At 47.3% G+C, this 22799-nt stretch carries 21 protein-coding genes; 6 read left to right on the top strand and 15 right to left on the bottom strand.

Features of this window, described 5'->3' with window-relative positions; genetic code table 11:
• The first annotated feature begins 202 nt into the window (after positions 1-202).
• The 4 genes from D7D25_RS15905 (at position 203) to D7D25_RS15890 (ending at position 6411) form a co-directional block, all read left to right on the top strand.
• On the top strand, positions 203-1699 hold the full coding sequence (locus D7D25_RS15905; protein WP_158602645.1) for a TolC family protein: 1497 nt from the start codon (positions 203-205) through the stop codon (positions 1697-1699).
• Positions 1700-1737: 38 nt separating this feature from the next.
• Complete coding sequence (locus tag D7D25_RS15900; protein WP_122969914.1) at positions 1738-2805, top strand: efflux RND transporter periplasmic adaptor subunit; 1068 nt, start codon at positions 1738-1740, stop codon at positions 2803-2805.
• Positions 2806-2850: 45 nt separating this feature from the next.
• Positions 2851-6009: an efflux RND transporter permease subunit gene (locus D7D25_RS15895; protein WP_122969913.1), complete on the top strand. Its 3159-nt coding sequence runs from the start codon at positions 2851-2853 to the stop codon at positions 6007-6009.
• 84 nt (positions 6010-6093) lie between these two features.
• Complete coding sequence (locus tag D7D25_RS15890) at positions 6094-6411, top strand: PG0541 family transporter-associated protein (protein WP_122969912.1); 318 nt, start codon at positions 6094-6096, stop codon at positions 6409-6411.
• A 39-nt stretch (positions 6412-6450) separates the two neighbouring features.
• Here D7D25_RS15890 and metA read toward each other — a convergent pair whose 3' ends face one another.
• The 4 genes from metA to D7D25_RS15870 all read right to left on the bottom strand — a co-directional run bounded on the left by metA (position 6451) and on the right by D7D25_RS15870 (position 10224).
• Complete coding sequence (metA, locus tag D7D25_RS15885; protein ID WP_122969911.1) at positions 6451-7386, bottom strand: homoserine O-succinyltransferase; 936 nt, start codon at positions 7384-7386, stop codon at positions 6451-6453.
• A gap of 17 nt (positions 7387-7403) precedes the next feature.
• On the bottom strand, positions 7404-7856 hold the full coding sequence (gene pyrI, locus D7D25_RS15880; protein ID WP_122969910.1) for an aspartate carbamoyltransferase regulatory subunit: 453 nt from the start codon (positions 7854-7856) through the stop codon (positions 7404-7406).
• Between the two features lie 166 nt (positions 7857-8022).
• Positions 8023-8943 (bottom strand): aspartate carbamoyltransferase, encoded by a 921-nt coding sequence (gene pyrB, locus D7D25_RS15875; protein WP_122969909.1) that lies wholly within the window; start codon positions 8941-8943, stop codon positions 8023-8025.
• Between the two features lie 78 nt (positions 8944-9021).
• Entirely contained in the window at positions 9022-10224 is a 1203-nt protein-coding gene (locus D7D25_RS15870; protein WP_122969908.1) for a saccharopine dehydrogenase family protein, read from the bottom strand.
• Positions 10225-10579: 355 nt separating this feature from the next.
• Here D7D25_RS15870 and D7D25_RS15865 point away from each other — a divergent pair, with 355 nt between their 5' ends.
• On the top strand, positions 10580-11893 hold the full coding sequence (locus tag D7D25_RS15865; RefSeq protein ID WP_122969907.1) for a mechanosensitive ion channel family protein: 1314 nt from the start codon (positions 10580-10582) through the stop codon (positions 11891-11893).
• 137 nt (positions 11894-12030) lie between these two features.
• A complete protein-coding gene (locus D7D25_RS15860) occupies positions 12031-13113 on the top strand; it encodes a 3-oxoacyl-ACP synthase III family protein (RefSeq protein ID WP_122969906.1) in 1083 nt (360 codons plus the stop codon).
• An 89-nt stretch (positions 13114-13202) separates the two neighbouring features.
• Here the strand turns inward: D7D25_RS15860 and D7D25_RS15855 are convergent, their stop codons facing one another.
• The 11 genes from D7D25_RS15855 to D7D25_RS15805 all read right to left on the bottom strand — a co-directional run bounded on the left by D7D25_RS15855 (position 13203) and on the right by D7D25_RS15805 (position 22768).
• Positions 13203-13508, bottom strand: a complete 306-nt coding sequence (locus D7D25_RS15855) for a DUF433 domain-containing protein (RefSeq protein WP_122969922.1) — start codon at positions 13506-13508, stop codon at positions 13203-13205.
• 162 nt (positions 13509-13670) lie between these two features.
• The gene (locus D7D25_RS15850; protein WP_185140280.1) at positions 13671-13895 is read right to left on the bottom strand and encodes a hypothetical protein; all 225 of its coding nucleotides are present in this window, start codon (positions 13893-13895) and stop codon (positions 13671-13673) included.
• Between the two features lie 136 nt (positions 13896-14031).
• Positions 14032-15156, bottom strand: a complete 1125-nt coding sequence (locus D7D25_RS15845) for a peptidoglycan bridge formation glycyltransferase FemA/FemB family protein (RefSeq protein ID WP_122969921.1) — start codon at positions 15154-15156, stop codon at positions 14032-14034.
• Positions 15157-15204: 48 nt separating this feature from the next.
• On the bottom strand, positions 15205-16035 hold the full coding sequence (locus D7D25_RS15840) for an alpha/beta hydrolase (RefSeq protein WP_122969905.1): 831 nt from the start codon (positions 16033-16035) through the stop codon (positions 15205-15207).
• Positions 16036-16167: 132 nt separating this feature from the next.
• On the bottom strand, positions 16168-16509 hold the full coding sequence (locus D7D25_RS15835; RefSeq protein WP_122969904.1) for a hypothetical protein: 342 nt from the start codon (positions 16507-16509) through the stop codon (positions 16168-16170).
• A gap of 26 nt (positions 16510-16535) precedes the next feature.
• Positions 16536-17357, bottom strand: a complete 822-nt coding sequence (gene murQ, locus D7D25_RS15830) for an N-acetylmuramic acid 6-phosphate etherase (RefSeq protein ID WP_122969903.1) — start codon at positions 17355-17357, stop codon at positions 16536-16538.
• 163 nt (positions 17358-17520) lie between these two features.
• The gene (locus tag D7D25_RS15825; protein ID WP_122969902.1) at positions 17521-18360 is read right to left on the bottom strand and encodes an ATPase; all 840 of its coding nucleotides are present in this window, start codon (positions 18358-18360) and stop codon (positions 17521-17523) included.
• Positions 18361-18436: 76 nt separating this feature from the next.
• Positions 18437-19609, bottom strand: coding sequence for an acyltransferase family protein (locus D7D25_RS15820; protein WP_122969920.1), 1173 nt, complete (start codon positions 19607-19609; stop codon positions 18437-18439).
• 83 nt (positions 19610-19692) lie between these two features.
• Positions 19693-20937 (bottom strand): exo-beta-N-acetylmuramidase NamZ domain-containing protein, encoded by a 1245-nt coding sequence (locus tag D7D25_RS15815; protein WP_122969901.1) that lies wholly within the window; start codon positions 20935-20937, stop codon positions 19693-19695.
• A 110-nt stretch (positions 20938-21047) separates the two neighbouring features.
• Positions 21048-22364, bottom strand: a complete 1317-nt coding sequence (locus D7D25_RS15810; protein ID WP_122969900.1) for an MFS transporter — start codon at positions 22362-22364, stop codon at positions 21048-21050.
• A 38-nt stretch (positions 22365-22402) separates the two neighbouring features.
• Entirely contained in the window at positions 22403-22768 is a 366-nt protein-coding gene (locus D7D25_RS15805; protein ID WP_122969899.1) for a four helix bundle protein, read from the bottom strand.
• Between the last annotated feature and the right edge of the window lie 31 nt (positions 22769-22799).

Raw genomic sequence — 22799 nt, 5'->3', positions numbered from 1 at the left:
TGCCTTTGACCGTTCCCGGCCAGAAATATTGATTGTTGCCTCCCTCTCCCTGTCACGTTTTCCTGTAATCGCTTTAAGATACGTTATTGTCGCTTAAAGATTCAATTTTTCCAGCTCAGCATTTTTTTCAACACAGGGTCAGCTGTTGTTTCATAATTTTGCAGCCGTAAATGTAGAATGAAAATAGATGAAAATGAGAATTATGAACCCAGACAGACAGCAATTTACCTGTTTATTGACACTGTTCACACTCTTTTTATTCCCTCTCTCCGCGCAGCAAAAACTCTCGCTCGACGAGTGCCGTAGCATGGCGCTTGAGCAGAACAGGGAAATCCGTATCGCGCGAAACGAGATGCGGACAGCCACACATGCCAGAAAATCCGCGCAAACACAATATCTTCCCAAAGTAAGTTTCGGAGGGGCATGGTTACGTACAGGCAAGGCTCTTCAACCGCTGGAGAATGACCTGTTCCTTCCGATAGTGCCGTTCAATACTATTGATCCCGCAACGGGAAGATTTAACCCGGAAGCATTGACGGATCCTGAAACGGCTATGAACACGCTTGTCATTAATCCTCAAACCGGGGCGCCCATGGTCGATCAGGAGGGGAATCCCATCTTCAGGAATTATGCGATGCTGCCGGCCGATAAACTTGTTTTTGACCATAAGAACAGTTATTACGCCCGTTTTACCGTTACCCAGCCAATCTTTACGGGTTTTAAAATTACGGAAGCCAACCACATTGCCAGGCGAGCCGAAAATATCGCCAAAGAGAAGGAGGTACTGACCCGGGCGGAGGTTGTGGCCAAGACCGACGAAGCTTTTTGGCGTGTGGTGTCTCTACAGGAGAAATTGAAGCTGGCAAACGCTTATGAAGCGTTGCTCGACAGGCTGGTCACCGACCTGGAGAATATGTATGCCGAAGGTATCATTACGCGGAATGATGTGTTGAAAGCCCAGGTAAAACAAAACGAAGCAAAACTGAAAACGTTGCAGGCCGAAAACGGATGTGCGCTCTCAAAAATGGCGCTGGCACAGATTATCGGCATGGAAGAGAGCGAGATAGAGGTCGATCCGGATAATATGGAAAAGCTTCCGCTTTCCATGCCGGCTTCTTTCTCCCAGGAAATCTCTCCCGATAAGCGGGCAGAGATAGCCATGCTGAAGGAGAAGGCCGCCATCATGGAGTCGAAAAGAAATATCGAACGTTCCAAATTTATGCCCGATGTGATGCTTACCGGCGGGTATGGATGGATGAATCCTAATCCCTACAATGGATTGAGAAGTGAGTTCGGGGGAAATTGGAGCGTGGGAGTAATGGTCTCGATACCTATTTTCACCTGGGGTGAACGCCGACATGATCTGCATGCCGCAAAGCTGAAGATGGAGAATGTGCAGCTTGAACTCAATGAAGCCCGCGAAATGATTGACCTGCAAATTCGCCAGAATCGCTATCGATACAGTGAGGCATTGAAAAAGGCGGAGATGACCGGCCTTTCCAGGAAGCAGGCTGAAGAGAATATGCGCATGGCAAAAGAGAACCTGATGGAAGGCCGGAGCCGCCTGACGGAATTGCTTGAAGCCCAACTGCAATGGGAGAATGCCTCCTCGGAACATATCGACGCACTTGTGGAGATGAGGACAACATTGCTCGAACTGGATAAATCGACAGGCGAGATTTACAATCACCTTTATTGAGACTTGCATTTTAAACAAAAAATATACATTACAATACAATGATGCGACTGACAAATAAATTAGCTTACACAACCTGTTTGCTCGCCGTTTTTGCGGGCGGATGCAGTACAAAAACGACAGAGAACGGCCCTCATTCCGCAACAAGTCCGGCAGCTGCGACAAAAGTCACGGTGCATGTTGCCAAAGAGATGGAGTATATTCCCGTGCTGAATTTTGCAGGTACGGCCCAAGCAAACAGGGAAGCTGCTCTCGGAGCTTCCATCCCGGGACGGGTGGAAAAGATTCATTTCTCCAAGGGCAGTTATGTCCCGGAAGGAGCCGTGATAGCCGAGATGTCGGACGAAATGCTGATTCAGGCACAAATTGAATTGGAAGCGATTCGCAAGGATTTTGAGCGGATCAGCCGCCTGAAAGAAAAAGAGAGCGTGAGCGTGATGGACTACGACCATATCAAGGCCAAGTTCGACGCATCGCAAACCAAGGTGGACATGCTGAAGAAGAATACCTCCATTACCGCTCCTTTCGGGGGGGTGTTAACCGATATAACGGTGCAGGAGGGAGAGAATTATACTTTTGTTCCTTCGGTAAGCTCCGACCTGAAAATGCAGAGCGGCATACTTACCATACGCCAGCTCAATCCGCTCAAGATAATTATAGAAGTGAACGAAAAACAGATTAACTCCATCAGCCGGGGACAACATGCGGAGGTGGTGTTTGATGCTTATCCGGATGAACCCGTTTCAGGGAAAGTGAGCTATATTTCACCTGTCCTGTCGTCGGTGACCCGTACCGCCACGGTAGAGGTTACCATTCCCAACAGGGAAATGAAATTCAAACCGGGTATGTTCGGCAGGGTTTCGATCTCCATGCCGCGGACAACCGGCGTGTTTGTCCCCGTGAATGCCCTGTACAGGCAACAGGGAACGGGCGATGACTATCTCTTTATGGTCGTCGACCAGAACCGGGTCACCCGCCGGAAAGTCACTCGCGGCGAATCAAAAGGGAACCTTATCCGGATCCCCGAAATCAATGCCGATGAATATGTGGTTGTCGATGGGAAAAATAAATTGGACGACGGTTCGCCTATTGAAATAGTGAATAAATAACAGGGTGTTTATCCTACTTTTGATCATCTTATAAACAACATACAAATGAAATTACCCGAAATAGGTGTGAGAAGACCTGTGGCAACCGCCATGTTGTTCATGGCAATTATCCTGCTGGGTATCGTCTCGCTCAAAATGTTGCCGCTTGACCTGATGCCGGAAATGGAGTTCCCTTCCGTGACGGTGATCACCGTATATCCCGGAGCCTCGGCCAACGAGGTGGAAGAACAGGTCACCAAGCCATTGGAAACCGTGCTCTCTGCCGCGGAGCGTTTGAAGGAAATCAAATCGACATCGAAGGAGAACGTCTCATTCATTCAACTCAGTTATGAATGGGGTGGTGATGTGACCTCCGCGGCAAACAACGCGCGCGACCTGATCGAGTTGGGAAAGAGCCGACTGCCGGCAGCAGCACAACAACCCATCATCTACAAGATCAACTCCTCGATGATGCCGGTCCTGGCCTATGCCATCAATGCCGATGCCCATTACGACGGCATAGAGCATATCGTGGAGGAAGATATCGCCTCTGTCCTGCGCAAAGTGGAAGGGGTGGGGACAGTGCTTTATCTGGGGCAACCCGAACGTGAGATAAAAGTGAATATCAATCCGCAACAGATGAAGGCGTACGGACTGTCAACATCGCAGATATCCACAATGCTTAAAGCCAATAACATCAATATCCCCGCGGGAAATATCAATCTGGGTGTGTACGATTTCTCCGTGCGTGTGCCCGGGAAATTCGAATCGGTGGATGAAATAGGCAATACGGTGTTGAAAGCCTTCAACGGTCAGGTTGTGCGGTTGAGAGATGTGGCCGACATCGAGGACACGTTCAAGGAAAAAGAATCGTTTGCCCGTAATCACATCGGCGAAGGGGTGGCTTTGATGGTACAGAAACAGTCGGGAGCCAATACCGTGGAGGTGGTGGATGCCGTCCGCGCCAAGATGGCAGAGCTTGAGCGACAACTGCCTGCGGACATCCGTGTGAACGAGGTGCTCAGCTCCGAAGAGATCATTACTGGTTCCATCCGGAACCTCACCTCTTCCATATGGTACGCCCTGGTCTTTGTGACGTTGGTAGTCCTTATGTTCCTGCGTGAGTGGAAATCGAGCTTCATTGTTTTCATCACCATGCCGGTATCTCTTATTTCCGCATTCATAGCGATGTATATCATGGACTACACCATCAACATATTTTCGTTGATGTCGCTCGTGATTGCCATAGGAATGGTGGTGGATAACGCGATCGTGGTACTCGAGAATATCACGCAGCATATCGAAAAGGGAGCCGATCCCAAACAGGCGGCTATCTTTGGCACTTCGGAGATGGGCATGGCTATTGCAGCCTCAACGGCGACCACGCTGGTGGTATTTCTCCCGTTACTTTTTATGGGGGGGATTGTAGGGATCATGTTCAAGCAACTTGCCATTCTTACGGTCGTCTGCATGATCATGTCGCTTTTCACGGCCCTTACGCTTACTCCCATGCTTTCATCGAAACTGTTGAAAAGGGTTTCCCGCGATAGGCGGGCACAGCGCCGTTCCAAACTGTATGTGGCCAGTGAGAAATTATTCAACAGAATTGAAAACGGTTACAAAAGAATATTGGGCTGGGCGGTTTTTCACAAAGGGATGACATTGGCCATCGCATTGTTGGTCTTTGTGATAACGATTCTTATAGGCAGGGGAATCGGTACCGACTATATTCCCGATTTTGACGCGGGAACGGTGTCCGTGGTGTTCGAAACCGAAGTGGGAACGGCGGCAAGTCAAACAGACAGCGTCGGGCAGCAGATATTAAAAATCATGCTCGAGGAGATCCCTGAAATAGCCGACGGCGCTATCGCGTCTATCTCAGGTCAGACGCGTGACGGGGCGCTTACAACCGTAGGTTTCAAAGAGGGAAAAAACGTGGGCACGGTGCTTTGTCACCTTGTGCCGGTTGAGCAACGGAGCCGCTCTGCCGCCGAAGTGGCCGAATCTATCCGTCAGCGGGTGGAAGCGATCCCGCAAATAGAGGAAGTGAGTATACAGGGAGGGAGCGCTTTGGCTACTGCCGTGACGGGAAATAAAAAACCCATCGAAATTATTGTTTCCGGAAATGATCTGGATAAAATCAAAGCGGTGGCTCTTGATTTTGAGAAGAAAATGATTGCCGAGAAATCGTTCACCGATGTCTCCACCACTGTCGATCCCGGCAAGTTAGAGGTACAAGTGCGGGTGGATAAGGAGAAAGCCTCACAGATGGCATTAAATGTTGCCATGGTGGGGATGCAGGTGCGACAGAACCTGTACGGTACCGAGTCGGGTGAGTTTACCGAAGAGGGAAACGATTACGGTGTGGTGATACAATATGCGCCGGAGTATCGCGATGAAGTGTCGAAACTCCATGGAATGCAAATCACCAACCTGCTGGGGCAACAAATACCCCTCTCGTCGGTGGCCGACATTGTGGAAGAGAGCGGTCCCATTGAGATACAGCGCCTGTCACAACAGAGATATGTGAAAACTGTCGCCAATTTGAACGATATCTCCCTGGGTGAAGCTACCCGTCTGGCCCGGCAGTTGATCGATGAAACCACCGTCCCGGAGGGCATAACCGTTGAGATCGGTGGACAGGTAAATGACCAGTCCTCATCATTTCAATCGCTTTATCTGATTTTCTTTTTGGGTATAACGCTGGTGTATATGGTGATGGCGGCGCAATTCGAATCGTTTAAAGACCCCTTTATCATTCTTTTTGCTATTCCCTTTACCCTTGTGGGGGTTATCTTGGCGTTCTTTGTCACCAATATCACGTTAAGCGTTGTCACCTTCATCGGATTGATCATGCTTGTCGGGATCGTGGTGAATAACGGAATCGTGCTGGTCGACTATACCAATATGTTGCGTAAACGAAACTATTCTCTTCGCGATGCCGTGATGGAGGCCGGCCGCTCGCGTCTGCGCCCCGTACTGATGACCTCGCTTACCACCATTCTCGGTATGTTGCCCATGGCCCTCAGTACAGGAATGGGAAAAGAGATGTACGCCCCGCTGGGTGTCACGATTATTGGCGGACTGTTCGTGTCGGTGCTCACAACCCTGATACTGGTTCCCACCATGTATACGGCGCTCTATCACCGTACATTGATAAAGGATCGTATCTCGGTTCGGTTGGCCAAGGGAACGGGTAAAACAGAAGAGAACAGGACAAATTAATCACTCATTGCTTTTAACAATTTTTCGCGGCGGGCGACAATGAAAGATTGCGCCCCCGCTGTAAACATTCATCATAGTTTTACAATGAAATTTATCTATATTACATGTAACGTAAGTATGCTGGAAAGCCTGACACTTTTGCTCGATGAAATGGAGTATGCCGATTATCAGGTAATAGAGCAGGTGACAGCCATGAGCCGATGGGGAGAACCCCGGCAAAATACCGCCGTATGGCCGGGTTACAACTCTGCCATTATTGTGCAGGAGGTTGATCCGGAGAAAGCGAAGGGGTTGATCGGAGAAATCAATAAGATGAACGCGGCAGCGTTCAACAACAGTGAACTTGTCGCCGCCTACATGTGGGGAATAGAGGAGTGCACCGTGGTAAAACCGGTTGAATGACGCGGGCCCTCTCACTGCTTTTTCCCGGCTAGGAATGCTTTACAACTCCCCCAACTGGGCAACCTCTTCGATGTGGAATGGAGTGGCCTGATACACAAAGTAATTCAGCCAGTTTATGTATAACAGATAGGCGTGAGATCTCCATCGCACTAACGGCGGTTGTTCAGGATCATTGTTCCTGTAATAGTTTTCAGGCAGTGCGACAGAGTCCATCCCTTTCTCCTTGTCACGTATATATTCCTTATGCAGGGTGGAAGGAGAGTATTCGGAGTGGCCGGTTACGTAAAACTCCCTTCCGCCGCGCGAAGTGACAATATATACGCCGGCTTCATCCGATTCGGAGAGAATGGTCAGAGCGGGATGCCGGTTGATCTCGTCGGCCAGGATAGTGGTATGCCTGCTGTGAGGCGCATGGAATTCGTCGTCGAAGCCGCGGAACAAGGGGAATGAAGGATCGTTTATCCTATGCTTGAAGACGCCGAAGAGTTTTTTCTCCAACGGATATTTATTGATACCGTAAAAATGATGCAACGCAGCCTGGGCCCCCCAGCAGATATAGAAAGTGGAGGTGACATGCGTACGTGCCCAATCTAAAATCTGGGTGAACTCTTTCCAATACTTCACCTCATCAAAAGGCAGCATTTCCACCGGAGCCCCGGTGATAATCATCCCGTCGTAATAGGCATTTTTTATTTTGGAGAAAGTGGTGTAAAACGACATGAGGTGCTCGATAGGCGTATTCTTGGGAGTATGCGTGGAGAGTCCCAGAAATTCAATCTCAAGCTGAAGCGGAGAATTGGACAGAAGGCGTATAAGATCGGTCTCTGTCGTGATTTTGATGGGCATCAGGTTGAGGATCAGGATTTTCAGCGGACGTATATCCTGTGTGGACGCGCGCAAATCGTCCATCACAAAAATATGCTCTTTTTTTAATATCTCAATCGCGGGTAATTTATCGGGTATATTGACGGGCATGATTCGTTCAATTTCAATTAAAGAAGCACCACTTCTTCTTTTTTTATTTTTACTTCGCAGTAGTGGCACTGAAGTTCCACTTTCTCTTTGTCTGTCACATGGAACCGGGTTTTCATCGGTTCATTGTTGGTGATACATTTGGGATTGTTGCACTTCACGATCTCCACAATCTCATCGGGAAGCACCACTTTCTTTTTCTCTATCACCTCGAAATTACGGATAATATTCAAATTCACATTGGGTGCAACCAGGGCAATACGGTTGAGTTCATCCTCGCGGAAGAATTTGTCCGATACCTTGATGATCCCCTTGGATCCCATCTTGTTGCTTTTCAGGTTATTGCCGATAGTTATCCGGTTGTTCAGCTTCTGTAGTTGAAGCAGTGAGACCACTTTGAAAACGGCATCACTGGGTATGTGATCGATGGCTGTGCCATTCTCGAGCGCTGCAACCTGTAGTTCTTTTCCCATAATTTTTTTTAAAATTACCAATTACGAAATACCAATTACCAATTACCAATTACGAAATACCAATTAAGTAGGAAACGCTAAGAAACTGTTTTGAATTTTTTCATCCATTGTTTTTTAGCCATTTTTTGATGGATCTGGATTTAAATTTCAATCCCGCACTTATCGATTATCCATTGTCTACGATTCCCATTAAATCACAAATGATTGCTTGGCGTGTATACATGCCGTTTTTTGCCTGCTCAAAATAGTAAGCTTTCGGGTTTTCATCCACATCCTGGTCGATCTCTTTCACGCGCGGAAGTGGGTGCAGCACCTTCAGATTCTCTTTGGACTCATCCAGCATGCGGTTATGCAGGATATATACATTCTTCACTTTTTCATATTCCATCAGGTCGGTAAAACGTTCTTTCTGCACGCGGGTCATATAAAGGATGTCGGCGCTGTTGATCGCTTCGGGGGAGAATTCCGTAAATTCCCTGTAAGGGATCTGTTTGTTGTCGCAGAACGTTTTGTACTTGTCGGGGATATGTAACTCTTCCGGTGCCACGAAATTGAATAGGGGGTTGAAGTGGGATAGTCCCTGGATAAGCGAGTGTACCGCGCGCCCGTATTTCAGGTCGCCCACGATGGTGACGGTGAGGTTTTCCAATGTCCCCTGCGTCTCGTAGATGGTGAACAGGTCGAGCATTGTTTGCGTGGGATGCTGGTTTGAGCCGTCCCCGGCATTGATGAGGGGTACGGGTGATATCTCCGAGGCGTAGCGGGCCGACCCTTCCAAATGGTGACGCATGACGATCAGGTCGGCATAGTTGCTTACCATCATGATGGTATCCTTGAGCGACTCTCCTTTGGTGGAACTGCTGGTGGCCGAGTCGGAGAAGCCGATGATGCGTCCGCGCAGGCGGTTGACTGCCGTCTCGAAACTGAGCCGTGTACGGGTAGAGGGTTCGAAGAAAAGCGTGGCGCACACTTTTCCCTGCAACAAATCACGGTCAGGATTTTGCTTGAACCTGGACGTGCTTTTGATGATACGATAGATATCATCCCTGTCGTAATCATCGATATTTACTAAACTTTTGATCCCCATTTGTCGCTGTTTTGAGATTATTGACAAAATTAGAAAAAAACCTTGCAACTGGTGATGCAAGGTTTAAAATAATTTCTTTTACACTTCCAGGTCTATGTCGAACTGTTCGTGCCAGGGCAATCCCTGTTTGTTGAGTTGATCCATGAAGGGATCGGGATCGAACTCTTCTACGTTGAACACCCCCGGCTTCTTCCAGATACCCTGTAAGAACATCATCGCCCCGATGGTTGCCGGTACGCCGGTAGTATAGCTTACACCTTGGGCGCCTGTCTCTTGGTAGGCCTCTTGGTGGCTGCAGTTATTATAGATATAGTAGGTACGTTCCTTACCGTCTTTCATGCCCCGTATACGGCATCCAATGGATGTCTCTCCCGTGTAATTCTCTCCCAGTTCGCCGGGATCGGGAAGCACCGCTTTCAGGAACTGGATGGGGACGATCTTTTGTCCGTTGTATTCCACTTCATCGATCCGGGCCATACCGATGTTCTGGATCACACGCAGGTGGGTGAGGTACTCCTGTCCGAAGGTCATCCAGAAGCGTGCCCGCTTGAGGGTGGGAAAGTTTTTCACGAGCGATTCCAATTCCTCGTGATAGATCACGTAGGACTCTTTGGGGCCGATCTCGGGGTAGGTGAGCGGCTTGTGGATTTCGTGCGGCTCCGTTTCAACCCATTGCCCGTTTTCCCAGTATTTTCCCTTTTGGGTTACTTCGCGGATATTGATCTCGGGATTGAAATTGGTGGCAAAGGCTTTGCCATGATCTCCGGCGTTGCAATCCACAATGTCGAGATAGTGGATCTCATCGAAATGATGTTTGGCGGCGTATGCCGTAAAGACACTTGTCACTCCGGGATCGAAGCCGCAGCCGAGGATGGCTGTCAGTCCCGCTTTTTCGAACTTTTCTTTATAGGCCCACTGCCATTTGTATTCGAACTTGGCTTCATCTTTCGGCTCGTAATTGGCCGTGTCGAGATAGTTCACACCGCATTCCAGGCAGGCATCCATGATGGTCAGATCCTGATAGGGCAACGCCACATTCACCACCAATTCCGGTTTTTGTTCGTTGAACAGCTTTACCAATTCCGGCACATTGTCGGCATCCACCTGTGCCGTCTGAATGGTTACGCCGGTACGGCGTTTCACATCTTCGGCAATGGCGTCGCATTTGCTTTTGGTACGGCTTGCCAGCATAATATCGGTGAAGATATCGCTGTTTTGTGCCACTTTATTGGCTACCACTGTTCCCACGCCACCGGCGCCGATAATCAGTACTTTTCCCATATTCTTGTCAAGTTGTTTAGATGAATAGTTTGGTGAATTTTTATTTAATAACCACATAATCAGTCAAATGACTGCCTTGATAAATCGCATTCCACAAAGATAGTGAAAGATGAGCGCGGAAAATCAAACTTGTTTTGAAGATTCTGCCGAACCGCATCCTATGTTCCACAAATATACAATGAATCGGTGAAATGGGACGTGTTTAACCTAAAAAATTATACCTTTGTCGCTTCATCACCTTGTCTGATGATGTATTCATTAGTTAATCAAACAACCCAGGTTTTGATTCCTGACCCTGATAATCTTTGCGCTTCATCTTTGCGCTGTCAGGCTTCTTTAAAAGACAAATGATTTTATGAACGAAGAGAACATCCAACAAATTTCACGTTCGACCAATGCTGTCAGCGATTGGTCGCTCCAATTACTCCAAAGCCTCGGCATTACCGATACCTGGGCTAAGTATATCAACTTGGTCATCCTGTTGATAGTATTGACAGCACTGGTATTTATAGTGCAATATCTTACCCGCACTATCCTGCAGAAGATACTCAACCGTTTTGGCAAGATTTCACGCGCCGAATTCCCTAAAAATCTTTCTAACAGAAGATTTCCTCATTACCTGGCCATGGTGATACCCTATAGTCTGGTAAAGGGTTCCGTCCCTATTATTTTTGACCAATTCCCGAAAACAATGGTGTTGATCAATAAATTAATCGACATTTTCCTGATATTCTATGTGATATGGCTTCTGATGTCTGTTTTTAATGCATTCTTCGACTCGCTGGCCAAGAAACCGAGGATGAGGGATAAGCCGCTGGAGAGTTATGCCCAGGTGGTGAAGATTGTGCTCTATTGTGTCGGTTTTATCGTCTTTTTCTCTATCCTCACCGGACAAAATCCTGCTCATATCCTGACCGGCCTGGGAGCCCTTTCCGCCGTATTGATGCTGGTATTCAAAGACCCTATCCTTGGATTTATGGCCAGTATCCAGGTGTCGGCCAATGATATGGTGCGCATTGGTGACTGGATCACCATGCCCAAGTATGACGCGGACGGGGATGTGTTCGAAATTTCACTCACTACCGTGAAGATAAGGAATTTCGATAAGACCATCACCACTATCCCTCCTTACTCGCTGGTGTCGGAGTCGTTCCAGAACTGGCGCGGTATGGTGGATACTGGCGGGAGAAGATTAAAACGTTCTGTTTTCGTGAAACAGTCCACCATAAGGTTTGTAAAGGATGAGGAGTTGAAAGAATTGGAGAAAATAGGACTTATTTCGGATTATATCCGTTCAAGGAGTGCCGAGATCGATGAGTACAACAAGGCCAGGGGTGTGGACAAGTCACTTTCCATCAATGGAAGAAATCTGACCAATATGGGGCTTTACAGACAGTATGTCAAAAACTATCTGAAAAATCACCCCTATGTCCATAAAGAGTTGCTGCTGATTGTGCGTCAACTGCAACCCACTTCAAAGGGGCTTCCCCTGGAACTCTATTTCTTTACTGACACTACCGTTTGGGTGCAATATGAAGACATTGTATCGGATGTTTTTGACCACGTGACAGCGGCAGCTAAATATTTCGATCTGGAACTTTACGAGGATGTCTCTAATCCGGTCGTCACCCAAATACCCGAAGCGGGAATAACCCATTCATACAATTAGTTTTCCGTCGATTAAAACGGTTATTTTTAACTGTGTGTGGTTTATTTGGAAAAAATCATGTACTTTTGTATTCCCTTACAGGGAATAGAGAGGTAAAAAAGGTACACGGTTATCAAGTCAAATAAGAAAGATTTACAATGAGTAAGTTTTATAGTGTTTTTACCGGAACAGGGAGTTATGTTCCTGCCAAACAGATAAAGAACGAGTTTTTTCATGATTATGAGTTTTATGACTCTACGGGAGAAAAATTGCCCACACCCAATGAAGAAATCACTCGGAAATTTGAAGAGATCACCACTATTGCCGAGCGGCGCTATGCCAGCGATGACGAGTCGACTTCCGATCTGGCCCTTGTGGCATCACGGAGAGCTTTGGAGGCGGCCGGCGTGGATAAGGAGGAACTCGATTATATTATTTTCGCCCATAACTTCGGAGAGACAACCCAAGATAATATGCGGATAGATATATTGCCGACGATGGCTGCCCGTTTGAAGCATAAGCTGGGCATTGCCAATCCCTCTGCCGTGGCTTATGATATCTTATATGGTTGTCCGGGGTGGGTGCAGGCGGTTATTCAGGCCGACTACTATATCCGTTCCGGAGATGCGAAGAAGATATTGGTGGTAGGGGCGGATGTGTTGTCACGTATTTCCGACCCGCACGACCGTGACAGCATGATCTATGCCGACGGCGCGGGCGCGGCCGTCATGGAGGCCAGAGAAAGCGATACTCCAGTGGGTGTCATCGGTCATAATTCGCGCAGCGATGCATTGGAATATGTCAATATGCTTTATTTAGGTTATTCTTATAAACCGGAATTGGCAGAGAAAAAAGAGTATTATCTGAAGATGAATGGCCGGCGTCTTTATCAGTACGCCCTTGAGAACGTGCCGAAAGCCATTAAATCCGGACTTGATAAATTGAAGTTACATGTCAGTGAGATCGGTAAGGTGTTGATTCATCAGGCAAACGGGAAGATGGACGATGCTATCCTGAAGCGGTTATTTAAATTGTATGACCTCAAGGAGGTGCCTGCACATATTATGCCGATGACTATTTCATGGTTGGGTAACTCATCGGTGGCTACCGTCCCCACGTTGCTCGATATCATCACACGGGGTGAGATGAAGGGGCATACCCTCGCCAGCGGCGACAATATTGTGTTGGCTTCGGTAGGTGCCGGTATGAATATCAACAGTATTGTTTACCGGATCCCGTAGTACGCCCGGCTAAAACGGGAAATTTGGATTTTCTGGCATACCTCTCCGCATCTAATGTCAGTAACTTAACGTGGCGCCGTCATTTTGGGCTATATGTATGGGTGCTGGCAAATTTGCATATCGTTGTGAAGACGGAGTATGGGACTTTCTTCAATTCCGAGTCCTCCGTCTTGGAGAGCTGTTTGCAAAGAGCGTTCGCGTCGGGCGGCAAATGCCAGGCAAGCAAGAATATCTTCCTTTGTCAACTCAGGAAAATCAGCGATAATTTCATCGTAGGTCATTCCTACCGAAAGCCAGCCCAACACATCGTAAACCGTAATACGGGTATCCCTTACGCAAGGTTTACCAAAACGTTTTTTCGGATTGATCCGGATAATGTGATTAAAATCTACCATAATAAATTCATTTTTTTTAAAGGATTTACAAATATACGGAAAGTCGAGAGACAAGACAAGCTTGCTTGAGCTTGCCCAAGACTCATCTTGTATTATACAAATATACGAAAAAAAAAGATGAACAAAATTATGTTTTTTATGACGTTCCATTTTGAGTTCATACTACTCCAAGACATTGTTCAGTTTTGAGAGAAATTCGAAAGCTCCTTCTAAAGCAATGATATACTCTTTACCAGAGTCTTCTCTTATTTTCAGTTGATAATTATCGTCAAGCTCATGTCCGGCTATTGAATGTAAAGGTAAGCAGATCAACTTTTTATTTCGGTCAAAAAACTCTGTCCCGATAAACAGGATATGTTTATCTGTAAGATACAAAATACCTTCCAAACGAATTACACCTTTTTTCAGGCTAGCATTGGTTTTTGATATTAGTAGGCATTTTTTTTGAGAAAAGATGCATCGTCACTAGAGGAACAAGGTTTGAATTTTGCATGAAAATTCAAAACGGCTTCTTAAGACGGTTTTAACTTAAATGATATCCCTGGCTGCGCAGTTCCGATGCCCGGAAGAGGTTATAGGTCTCCTTATCTAACGGATAATCCCAGCAGCCGAGACTATGGTATATTTCACCTCCGAATCCCGATTTGAATTTGTATAAGCCGTAGAGCGGATGTTCGGGATCGGGGGAAGGGGAAATGCCGAACATGTCATACTGGGTGCAACCCGCCTGTTGCGATCTCATGATCGCTTCCCACTGCAATGCGTAGGTTGCCATAAGGTTGCGGTGTGACGATGAGGATGCACCGTAAAGGTAAGATCCTCTGTTACCTGTAATGACCAGGAACATAGCGGCTAACGGCTTTTCGTCGTGTTCCGCAATAAGAAGGCTCACATCGGCCGGGGAACTGGTATTGTCCGCGCGGGCGTCAAGCACTGCCCGGAAATACTTGATATCGTTCAGGAAAAGGCGATTCCGGGTCGCTGTCTCTTTATAGAGTTCATGCCAGATATCCATTCCTTCCATACCCATCGATCTTACCGTCACCCCTTTGCGTTGTGCTAATTTGATGTTGTAACGTGTTTTCGGTTTCATCCTCTGGAGAAGGGTTTCTTTATCCTGTGCCAGATCGAGATAGATGGTATTGGCCGGTAAAATATTGGAGTGGGCTTTCTTGAAATTCCAGTTATGCGTACTGAAATTGAACCGTAGTTCCTGTGAGAGACTTTCCGGTTCGCCTTTCCATATCCCGTTCTCGTGGAAATGATCTTTCTCCCCGGCCCAGTATGATTCCCAGCAAAGGTCGTAACGAATATGTATGCAATCGGGAGGCAGCACTGAGCGGAGAGATTCGGAGAGTTCTTCTAAAAATATACCCTGGAATTCGTCGGCCGGTTCAATTTCCGGGCCGTAAGGCACATACGCTACGGAATGATTCCGATTGATCTGTTGCAAGATAACCAGCAGATCCGATTGAATGTGCGACCGATCGCCTAATTTCGGAAAGAGATCGGGCCTTTGTGACGTGAAATTGACGGCAAGGGTGTCGGCTCCCAGGGATGTTTTCACCTCCGACCAGAAGGCCGTTTGCTGTAAAATGGGTGTGGCATACAACTCTTCGGTCTCCTTGAGGCAGACGTTCGTTAGCATATCTTCTTTATTTAAACCCGCAAAGGTAGGCAAAATAAAGCTGTTTCTTCAGGGAAATCGTTTTTTGTCCCTGTTTAAGCGTGTTATCTCATTTAACATCAAAGGAAATGCGGGATATGCCATGTCATGCCCATAACCTTGCAGTTCGAGCAAGCGGGTATCCTGATGTCCTGCTATTTGCATCATGCGGGCAAGATAGGCGTTCTCTTCATAGCGACCCAGCATTTCCAGCTCGCGGTCTCCCGTGATAAGCAGCATGGGAGGGGCATCGGAGCGGACATGGAACAGCGGGGCATATTTATCTATAACCGGTTGTTTGTCGTCGATACCGTTCTCCTTTCGTATGGTGAAGTGGGTGATGGCCTGCCCGCTGAAAGGGATCAGACCGGCAATACTGTCGGCGTCGATGCCGTGAACTGCGAGATAGTGTTTATCCAGTCCAATCATCATGGACAGATATCCTCCGGCAGAATGCCCCGATACAAATATCCGCGAACTGTCACCTCCATATCTCCCGATATTTTTAAAGACCCAAGCCACCGCTGCTGCCGCATCTTCAATATAAGCGGGTGCTTTTACCCCCGGGGCAAGCCTATAGTTGACGCCGACAATGCACAGACCTTTATTTTTCAGTGCCTCGGGAAGTTCTTTATTGCCTCCTGTCAGACCACCACCGTGAAACCAGACGACCGTGGTAAAATCTTTTTTATTTACCGGATAGTAAATATCGAGCAGGCATCGCTCTCCCATATAGCTGTCTTGTCGAAGCATTTCTTCCGCATAATAGGGAATGTCGGAAATAGTTTTGTATCCTATCTCCTGTGCTACCAGGGATGGGGATAATGCAATGAAAAGGAAGAGGGTTATATTTTTGGTCATAATTATTTGGATAAGAACTTGGAAATGAGAACTTAGAACTTGGAACTTAGAACTTGGAACTTAGAACTTGGAACTTAGAACTTGGAACTTAGAACTGGGAACTAGGAACTAGGAAAATAGGGAATATACCATTCAGAACCGGTCGGGTTCTGTGCGAGTGGCGGTAGCTGTGACATTGCGGAAATCCCGGTCGAAACGGGAGAGCAACAACTCAACCAGTTTGGTGTGAAAAGCTGTATAGAGTTTTGTCGAGATATGTTTTCTGTCCTTTCGCTTTATCAATCCGAAACGGAGTTGTTTGTCATCCACCCAGATCTCAGGCTTAAAAAAAGCTTCATTTTTCCAAAGAAGTGATCCGTAGGTGAGATAACCGTCGGCAGTCGCCACCCATTTATCCGCCTTTCCGTTTTCTATTGCCTCATATATCTTGTCCAGTAAGAGATCGGGGTGATCGGTGTAAATGATGATGGCCATATAGCTTAATCTTATTTAGTATAGTGTTATTGCTTTTTAGAGTGATAACTGTTGATGGCATTTTTGACTGATCCATGGAGTAATAGCAGGTTTTTAGCCTGTTCGTACGACAGCCCCAGTTCATCGACGATCATACGTGTGCCTCTGTCCACCAGTTTTTGATTGGTGAGTTGCATATTTACCATACGGTTGCCTTTTACCCTCCCAAGCTGGATCATGGTACTTGTTGTGATCATATTGAGCACCATCTTCTGGGCTGTCCCGGCCTTCATCCGGGTACTGCCCGTCACATATTCCGGCCCGACAATGGGTTCTATCCTGATCTCCGCTTCAGCTGCCACGGGAGAGTCGGGATTACAGCAGATGGCTGCCGTAAGGATACCCTTTTCACGGGCCCGGCGTAACGCCCCTATCACATAAGGAGTAGTGCCAGAAGCTGCAATACCGACCAACACATCGTTTTGGTCGATCTTATGTGCCATAAGCTCTTCCCAGGCTTTCTCAAGGTTGTCTTCGGCTGCTTCCACCGGATTACGTAACGCGACGTCTCCTCCGGCAATCAACCCGATCACATAAGTGTCGGGCATGCCGAAGGTTGGTGGGATCTCGGAGGCGTCAAGCACTCCAAGCCTCCCGCTTGTACCCGCGCCGATATAGAAAAGACGTCCGCCTCGCTGCATTCTTGCCACGATGCCGGTCACCAATTTCTCTATTTCGGGAATGGTTTTCTGTACGGCAAGCGCCACTTTCTGATCTTCTTGATTGATCTCTGTAAGAATTTCGAGAACGGATTTTTGTTCTAAGTTGTCATAGAGCGATGATTGCTCTGTTATTTTAGTAAAAGACATGACTGTTGATGTGATGATTAATATAATGTGACAAACAACGTTCAACGGAGCGAAGCGTAGTTAAATGTGCACGTCCCGACGCGTTGCGACAGGTAGTGCAAATCTGGATAACTGGTTGGCATAGTTAAATTCGTAATTTGTCGTTACTGTTTGTAATTTGTCGTTAGTGATTATGGAATTCAATCAGCCCCGGCATAGGTGATTGGGATATTGTTCCCAACTCAATCCCTTTCTCTGCCGCGACCTCCTTCAACGGTTCGGAAAAATACCAAGCTATAGAGCCCACAAAATTAACTTTATTATTATGATAATCGTATTGCATCACGTTTCTTTCAAAAAAAGCGGAAAAACTGCGGGTAACGACTCTGCGGATAGTCGGGTCTTCGATATGTTTGTGCAGAAACGGGCAGAGGCTTGCCAGAAAACGATTAGGGAAAGGTTGACGGTATACTTTGTCAATAATTAGCGCGGGTGTAAGATCATACTCGTCGAGTAATGTTTCTTTCAGCCCTTCCGTAAGTTGATTTTTCAAAGCATCTCCTATCAGGTTTTTTCCCAATGCGGCACCACTTCCTTCGTCACCCAAAATAAAACCGAGGGGAGATATCTGGTTCACGATACTTGTACCATCCCATTCACAGGAATTACTTCCGGTTCCCAGGATACAGGCAATTCCGGATCCGCGTCCACAAAGGCTGTGAGTGGCCGCTATCAGGTCACTGTAGACTTGGACAGTGTCAACGGGAAATGATTGACGAATGGCATCGCGTACCAGACCCGTTTTCTCAGGGATACACCCTGCTCCATAGAAATAAATCGCTTCTATATCGGCCTCTTTTAAGAGAGGATACACATTTAGCCGTATCTCTTCAGCGATCTCTTCTTGTGTCTGATATACAGGGCTAATACCTTTCCCGGAAAAACGGTGTGTTATCTCTCCGTTTCTTGTAAGACACCAGTCTGATTTTGTAGCGCCGCTGTCGGCTATTAATAGTTCTTGCATATGGCAAAATCCATGGATAATTGGTAAATTCCTTTTAATTGTCGCCCATAACGCGTGATCGCAATGAAATTGGCTATCATAATTTGATGTAGATATTCCGTTTGTAGAGGATATATCCGAACAGCCAACAAGCAGCGACAAACAGGAGCGCGTAAAGCAACGATCCGAAATAATCACCCGCCCAGGGACGCAGTAACATTTCATAGACAAACCCTTTGATGGAAACAGCTTCCCCCTGTACTGTAAACCTGATGTTGGAAAGCAGGGTGGCAAATACTCCCGCGAACACATACACGATAAGCGGATTCACACCGAATGCATGGAAAAACCGGCTCCATCGCTCTTTTTTATTGATATCGATGATCCAGATCAGCAATCCCAACAGTTGGGCGGCGAAACCTGTGGTTGCAAGGACGAAAGTAGGACTCCATATTTTCTTGTTGATAGGGCAGCCATATTGTAACAGTAATCCGGCAAATGCAAGTACGGTTCCCCAGATCAGCAGTTTTTCCACGCGGGTATGATTCTCCTTGTTGTCAACGATAAGCTTGCCGAAGAGGAAGCCGATCAGTACATGGGCAATGGAAGGAAGTGTGCTGAGCAGACCTTCCGGATCGAACGCAATCCGTTCTCCTGACGGCGCGGTATCTTTGTACATATGATCAGTACCCCATAAGGCGCGGTCGACTACGGCGATGATATTCTGTTCCGACATCTCAAAACCTTTCCCGAATTGTAGGATGAGGAAATATCCCAATAACAGCAAGGCAATCACCCAGGGCAGATACTTGCTTTTTACAAATATGGCGATCAGTGCTGCAAAGCCATAAGCCAGCCCCAATCGTTGCAGTACGCCTAATATGCGGAGGGTATTGAAATGGGTGGCAGCTTGTGTGAAGGACTCTCCCGAAGCCAGTCCCCTGCACAGTTGTCCGAACCAGCCCAGCGCCAATCCGATCACGAAAATAAGGACGGCGCGCCGTACAATTTTCCAGATAGCCGCCTTAGAGGGTTCGAAGTGGAATTTTCTCAAAGACATGAAAGTGGATACGCCCATGATAAACATAAAGAACGGGAATACCAGGTCGGTGGGGGTGAGCCCATGCCAATGCGCGTGGCGGAGAGGAGTATAGACAGCGCTCCATGAACCGGCATTGTTAACCATAATCATACCGGCGATGGTGATTCCGCGAAGAATATCGAGTGAGAGCAACCGGCCGCTCTGCTGGGGTGTGGTGATTGTATTCATATCATTTTCAAATTCAAAATCCATTATCTTTTATCTATCGCGCGAAGCGCATTGTCGCCGAAGTCATTATCCTGCGAGCTATATTATCTGTAAAGATAATACTTCTTCGACAATTTCCTGAATGCTTCTTCATCTTTTGTCCAGTAGGATTGAATTTCAGCGAAACGGTGGTTTTTGGAAAATTCCAGTCGGATAAAATCACTTCCGCTCACTTTGTCGAACATGTCGAAACGGTTTTCGGAAGCATGATCAAACACCTTCTTGTCGGGGTAAAGTTGCGCGGCTACCTCCATTACATGGAACTGGATATCCGACAGGCGTGCTTGTCGGAAACCGGTCAGATATATCTGTACTCCCTGGAAGTTACTTCCTTGCCCAACCGAATAATAGGGCTTCAGGTGGATAGGACGGAACGTTACTCCCGGCAGTCGCTTCGCATTCAATGCCCGGGCAAACTCCTCGGCATTGATCCATTCGGCCGCGAACATCTCAAAGGGAAGCGTATAACCCACGCCGATAGACATATATCCCAGTTCACCCATGATGCCCGAAACAGGATAAAAATAGGCTGAATGGGCGAACGGTATATGGGGTGAGGTGGGAACCCAGGGCAACCCTGTGTCTTCGAAATTCATTTTCCGGCGCCATTTTTTCATCTTTACCACCGTCAGCTTACAAGGATGAGGGATCATCTTTTCCCCGATGATCATTTCTGCCAATTCTCCGCAGGTAAGGCCGTAGAGATAAGGGATCCGCAGTTGGCTTACGAAAGAGAAGAAACCTTCTTCCACCAGGTTGCCTTCCACTTTCAGGCCGCCCAACGGGTTGGGGCGGTCGAGCACCACGAATTCGATGTTGTTTTCCGCGGCGGCCTGCATAGCCAGATACATGGTGGATATATAGGTATAAGACCGGCATCCTATATCCTGGATATCATACACCAGCACATCCACGCCTTCCAGCATCTCTTGGGTGGGCTTTCGGGTAGCTCCGTAGAGGGAATGGACAGGTGCCCCGGTATTGGGGTCAGTGAATGATTCTATCTTATCGCCGGCATGCACATCACCGCGTACGCCGTGTTCCGGGCCATAAAGTGCCACCAGTTGCACATTGGGCGCTTCATACAGGATATCGATGGTCGATTTCAGGTTGTTATCGACTCCCGTCGGATTAGTGATCAGGCCCACTCGTTTCCCCTGCAATATTTTAAAGTTGGTTTCTTTCAGCACTTCGATCCCGCTCTTCACGTTTATTTTCTGGGCGGAAGAGGAGAAGGAAATGAGTAGACCACAGATGGTAAATGCTGTTATTAACCTCAAATTATTCATGTCTTTTTTAAATTACGAATTACGAATTACGAATTACGAAATATCGCCACGGGATTATCATCCGCGGTATATGTCACCCAAGACACTGTCACGCGTGACCTACTATCTGATTACTCAGCTTCTTCTTCTGCTGATTCTTCTTCTGCTGCTGGTGTTTCTTTCTTTGCTTTCCCAAAATCCTTGTCGACTTTCATAAAGGGGATCAACAGGAAGGTGGGAATAGTCGCGATCAGGATAAAGATAAAGAAATTCACATATCCCAGTTGTTCCTGAATCCAGCCGGCCGCCATACCGGGGAGCATCATTCCCAGTGCCATGAATCCCGTACAGATGGAGTAGTGCGCAGTCTTGTGTTCGCCCTGAGAGAAATAGATCAGATAGAGCATATAGGCGGTAAAGCCAAACCCGTAACCGAGTTGTTCGATGGCCACTGCCACATTTATCCAAATGAAACTTTGGGGTTGGTATATCGCCAACAGGAGATAAGCGGCATTGGGAAGTGTGATGGCCAGTGCCATAGGCCAAAGCCAGTATTTTAATCCTTTACGCGACGCGACGATGCCGCCTATGATGCCGCCAAGGGTCAGGGATATCACGCCGACCGTACCGTAGGCGAGACCTACCTCCTGAGTATTTAACCCCGCTCCGCCCACTTCGCGGGCATCGAGCAGGAAAGGTGATGCCAGCTTCACCAACATGGCTTCAGCCAGTCGGTATAAGAGCATGAAGGCGATGGCCAAACCGATCCCTTTCTTCGTGAAAAACGATTTGAATGTGTTCTCGAACTCTGTCATTACCTCCTTCGGGGTGTGCGCGGCTTTTCCCGCATCGGTTGCAGGGTAGGGCAGAATAAAGCGGTGCCAGGCGAAGAAAGCGATGAACAGGCCCGCCAAAATGAAAAAGGTAATGCTCCACGCGTATGGGATATTGCCGGTACTTTTCTCGAGGAATCCGGCCAGGATCACCAGCAGTCCCTGTCCCGCGATGGAGGCGAGGCGATAGAAGGTGCTGCGTATACCGACGAAGAAAGATTGTTGAGAGTCGTCCAGCGCCAGCATGTAAAAGCCGTCGGCGGCGATGTCGTGTGTGGCGGAACTGAAGGCCATCAGCCAGAAGAATGCGAGTGATGCCTGCAGGTAGAATGGGGTGGGAAGGGTAAAGGCGATACCCGCGAATCCGGCGCCGATGAGCAGCTGCATGGATACGATCCACCATCGTTTGGTTTTCAGGATATCCACAAACGGGCTCCAGAAGGGTTTGATGACCCATGGAAGGTAGAGCCAGCTGGTGTACAGGGCTATTTCGGTATTAGATAATCCGAAGCGTTTGTACATAACCACCGAAACGACCATTACCGCTACGTAGGGTAAACCTTCGGCAAAATACAAGGTGGGGATCCATGCCCAAGGATTGCGTGTTGATTTCATACTATGAAAATTACCAATTAAAAATTACTAATTACCAATTAGATATTGCTTTTTGTGGTTTTTTGAATTGCCGTGATAATACGGATAATTTCCTCCAGATCTTCTAACAAGCTTTCACATTGTTCTGTAGAGATATAATTGGTATCTCTCAATAATTTTAACCAGAAACGAGTTTCACGGGCTTCCCGGTATGATACGCCCAATTTGGCCAGAAAATCCTTTCGGGAATGCCCTCCGACAGACTCTTCGACATTTGCACCGATAGATGTTCCACTTCGTAGAATTTGTCGAGATAACTCAAATTCCTTTTTCTCTTTACATAAATACTGATATAACTTCACAATTCTTATCGCATAGTTATATGTCTTATCTAATATAATATTCTCTTTCTCACGATGAACCATAATCAACCCTTGTAATTAGTCATAAGTCTAA

It is taken from the genome of Proteiniphilum sp. X52, from assembly GCF_003712195.1.
In the GTDB taxonomy this organism is placed as follows: Bacteria; Bacteroidota; Bacteroidia; order Bacteroidales; family Dysgonomonadaceae; genus Proteiniphilum.
The sequence above is the reverse complement of the archived record's forward strand: the minus strand, read 5'-3'. Positions and strand labels throughout refer to the sequence as shown.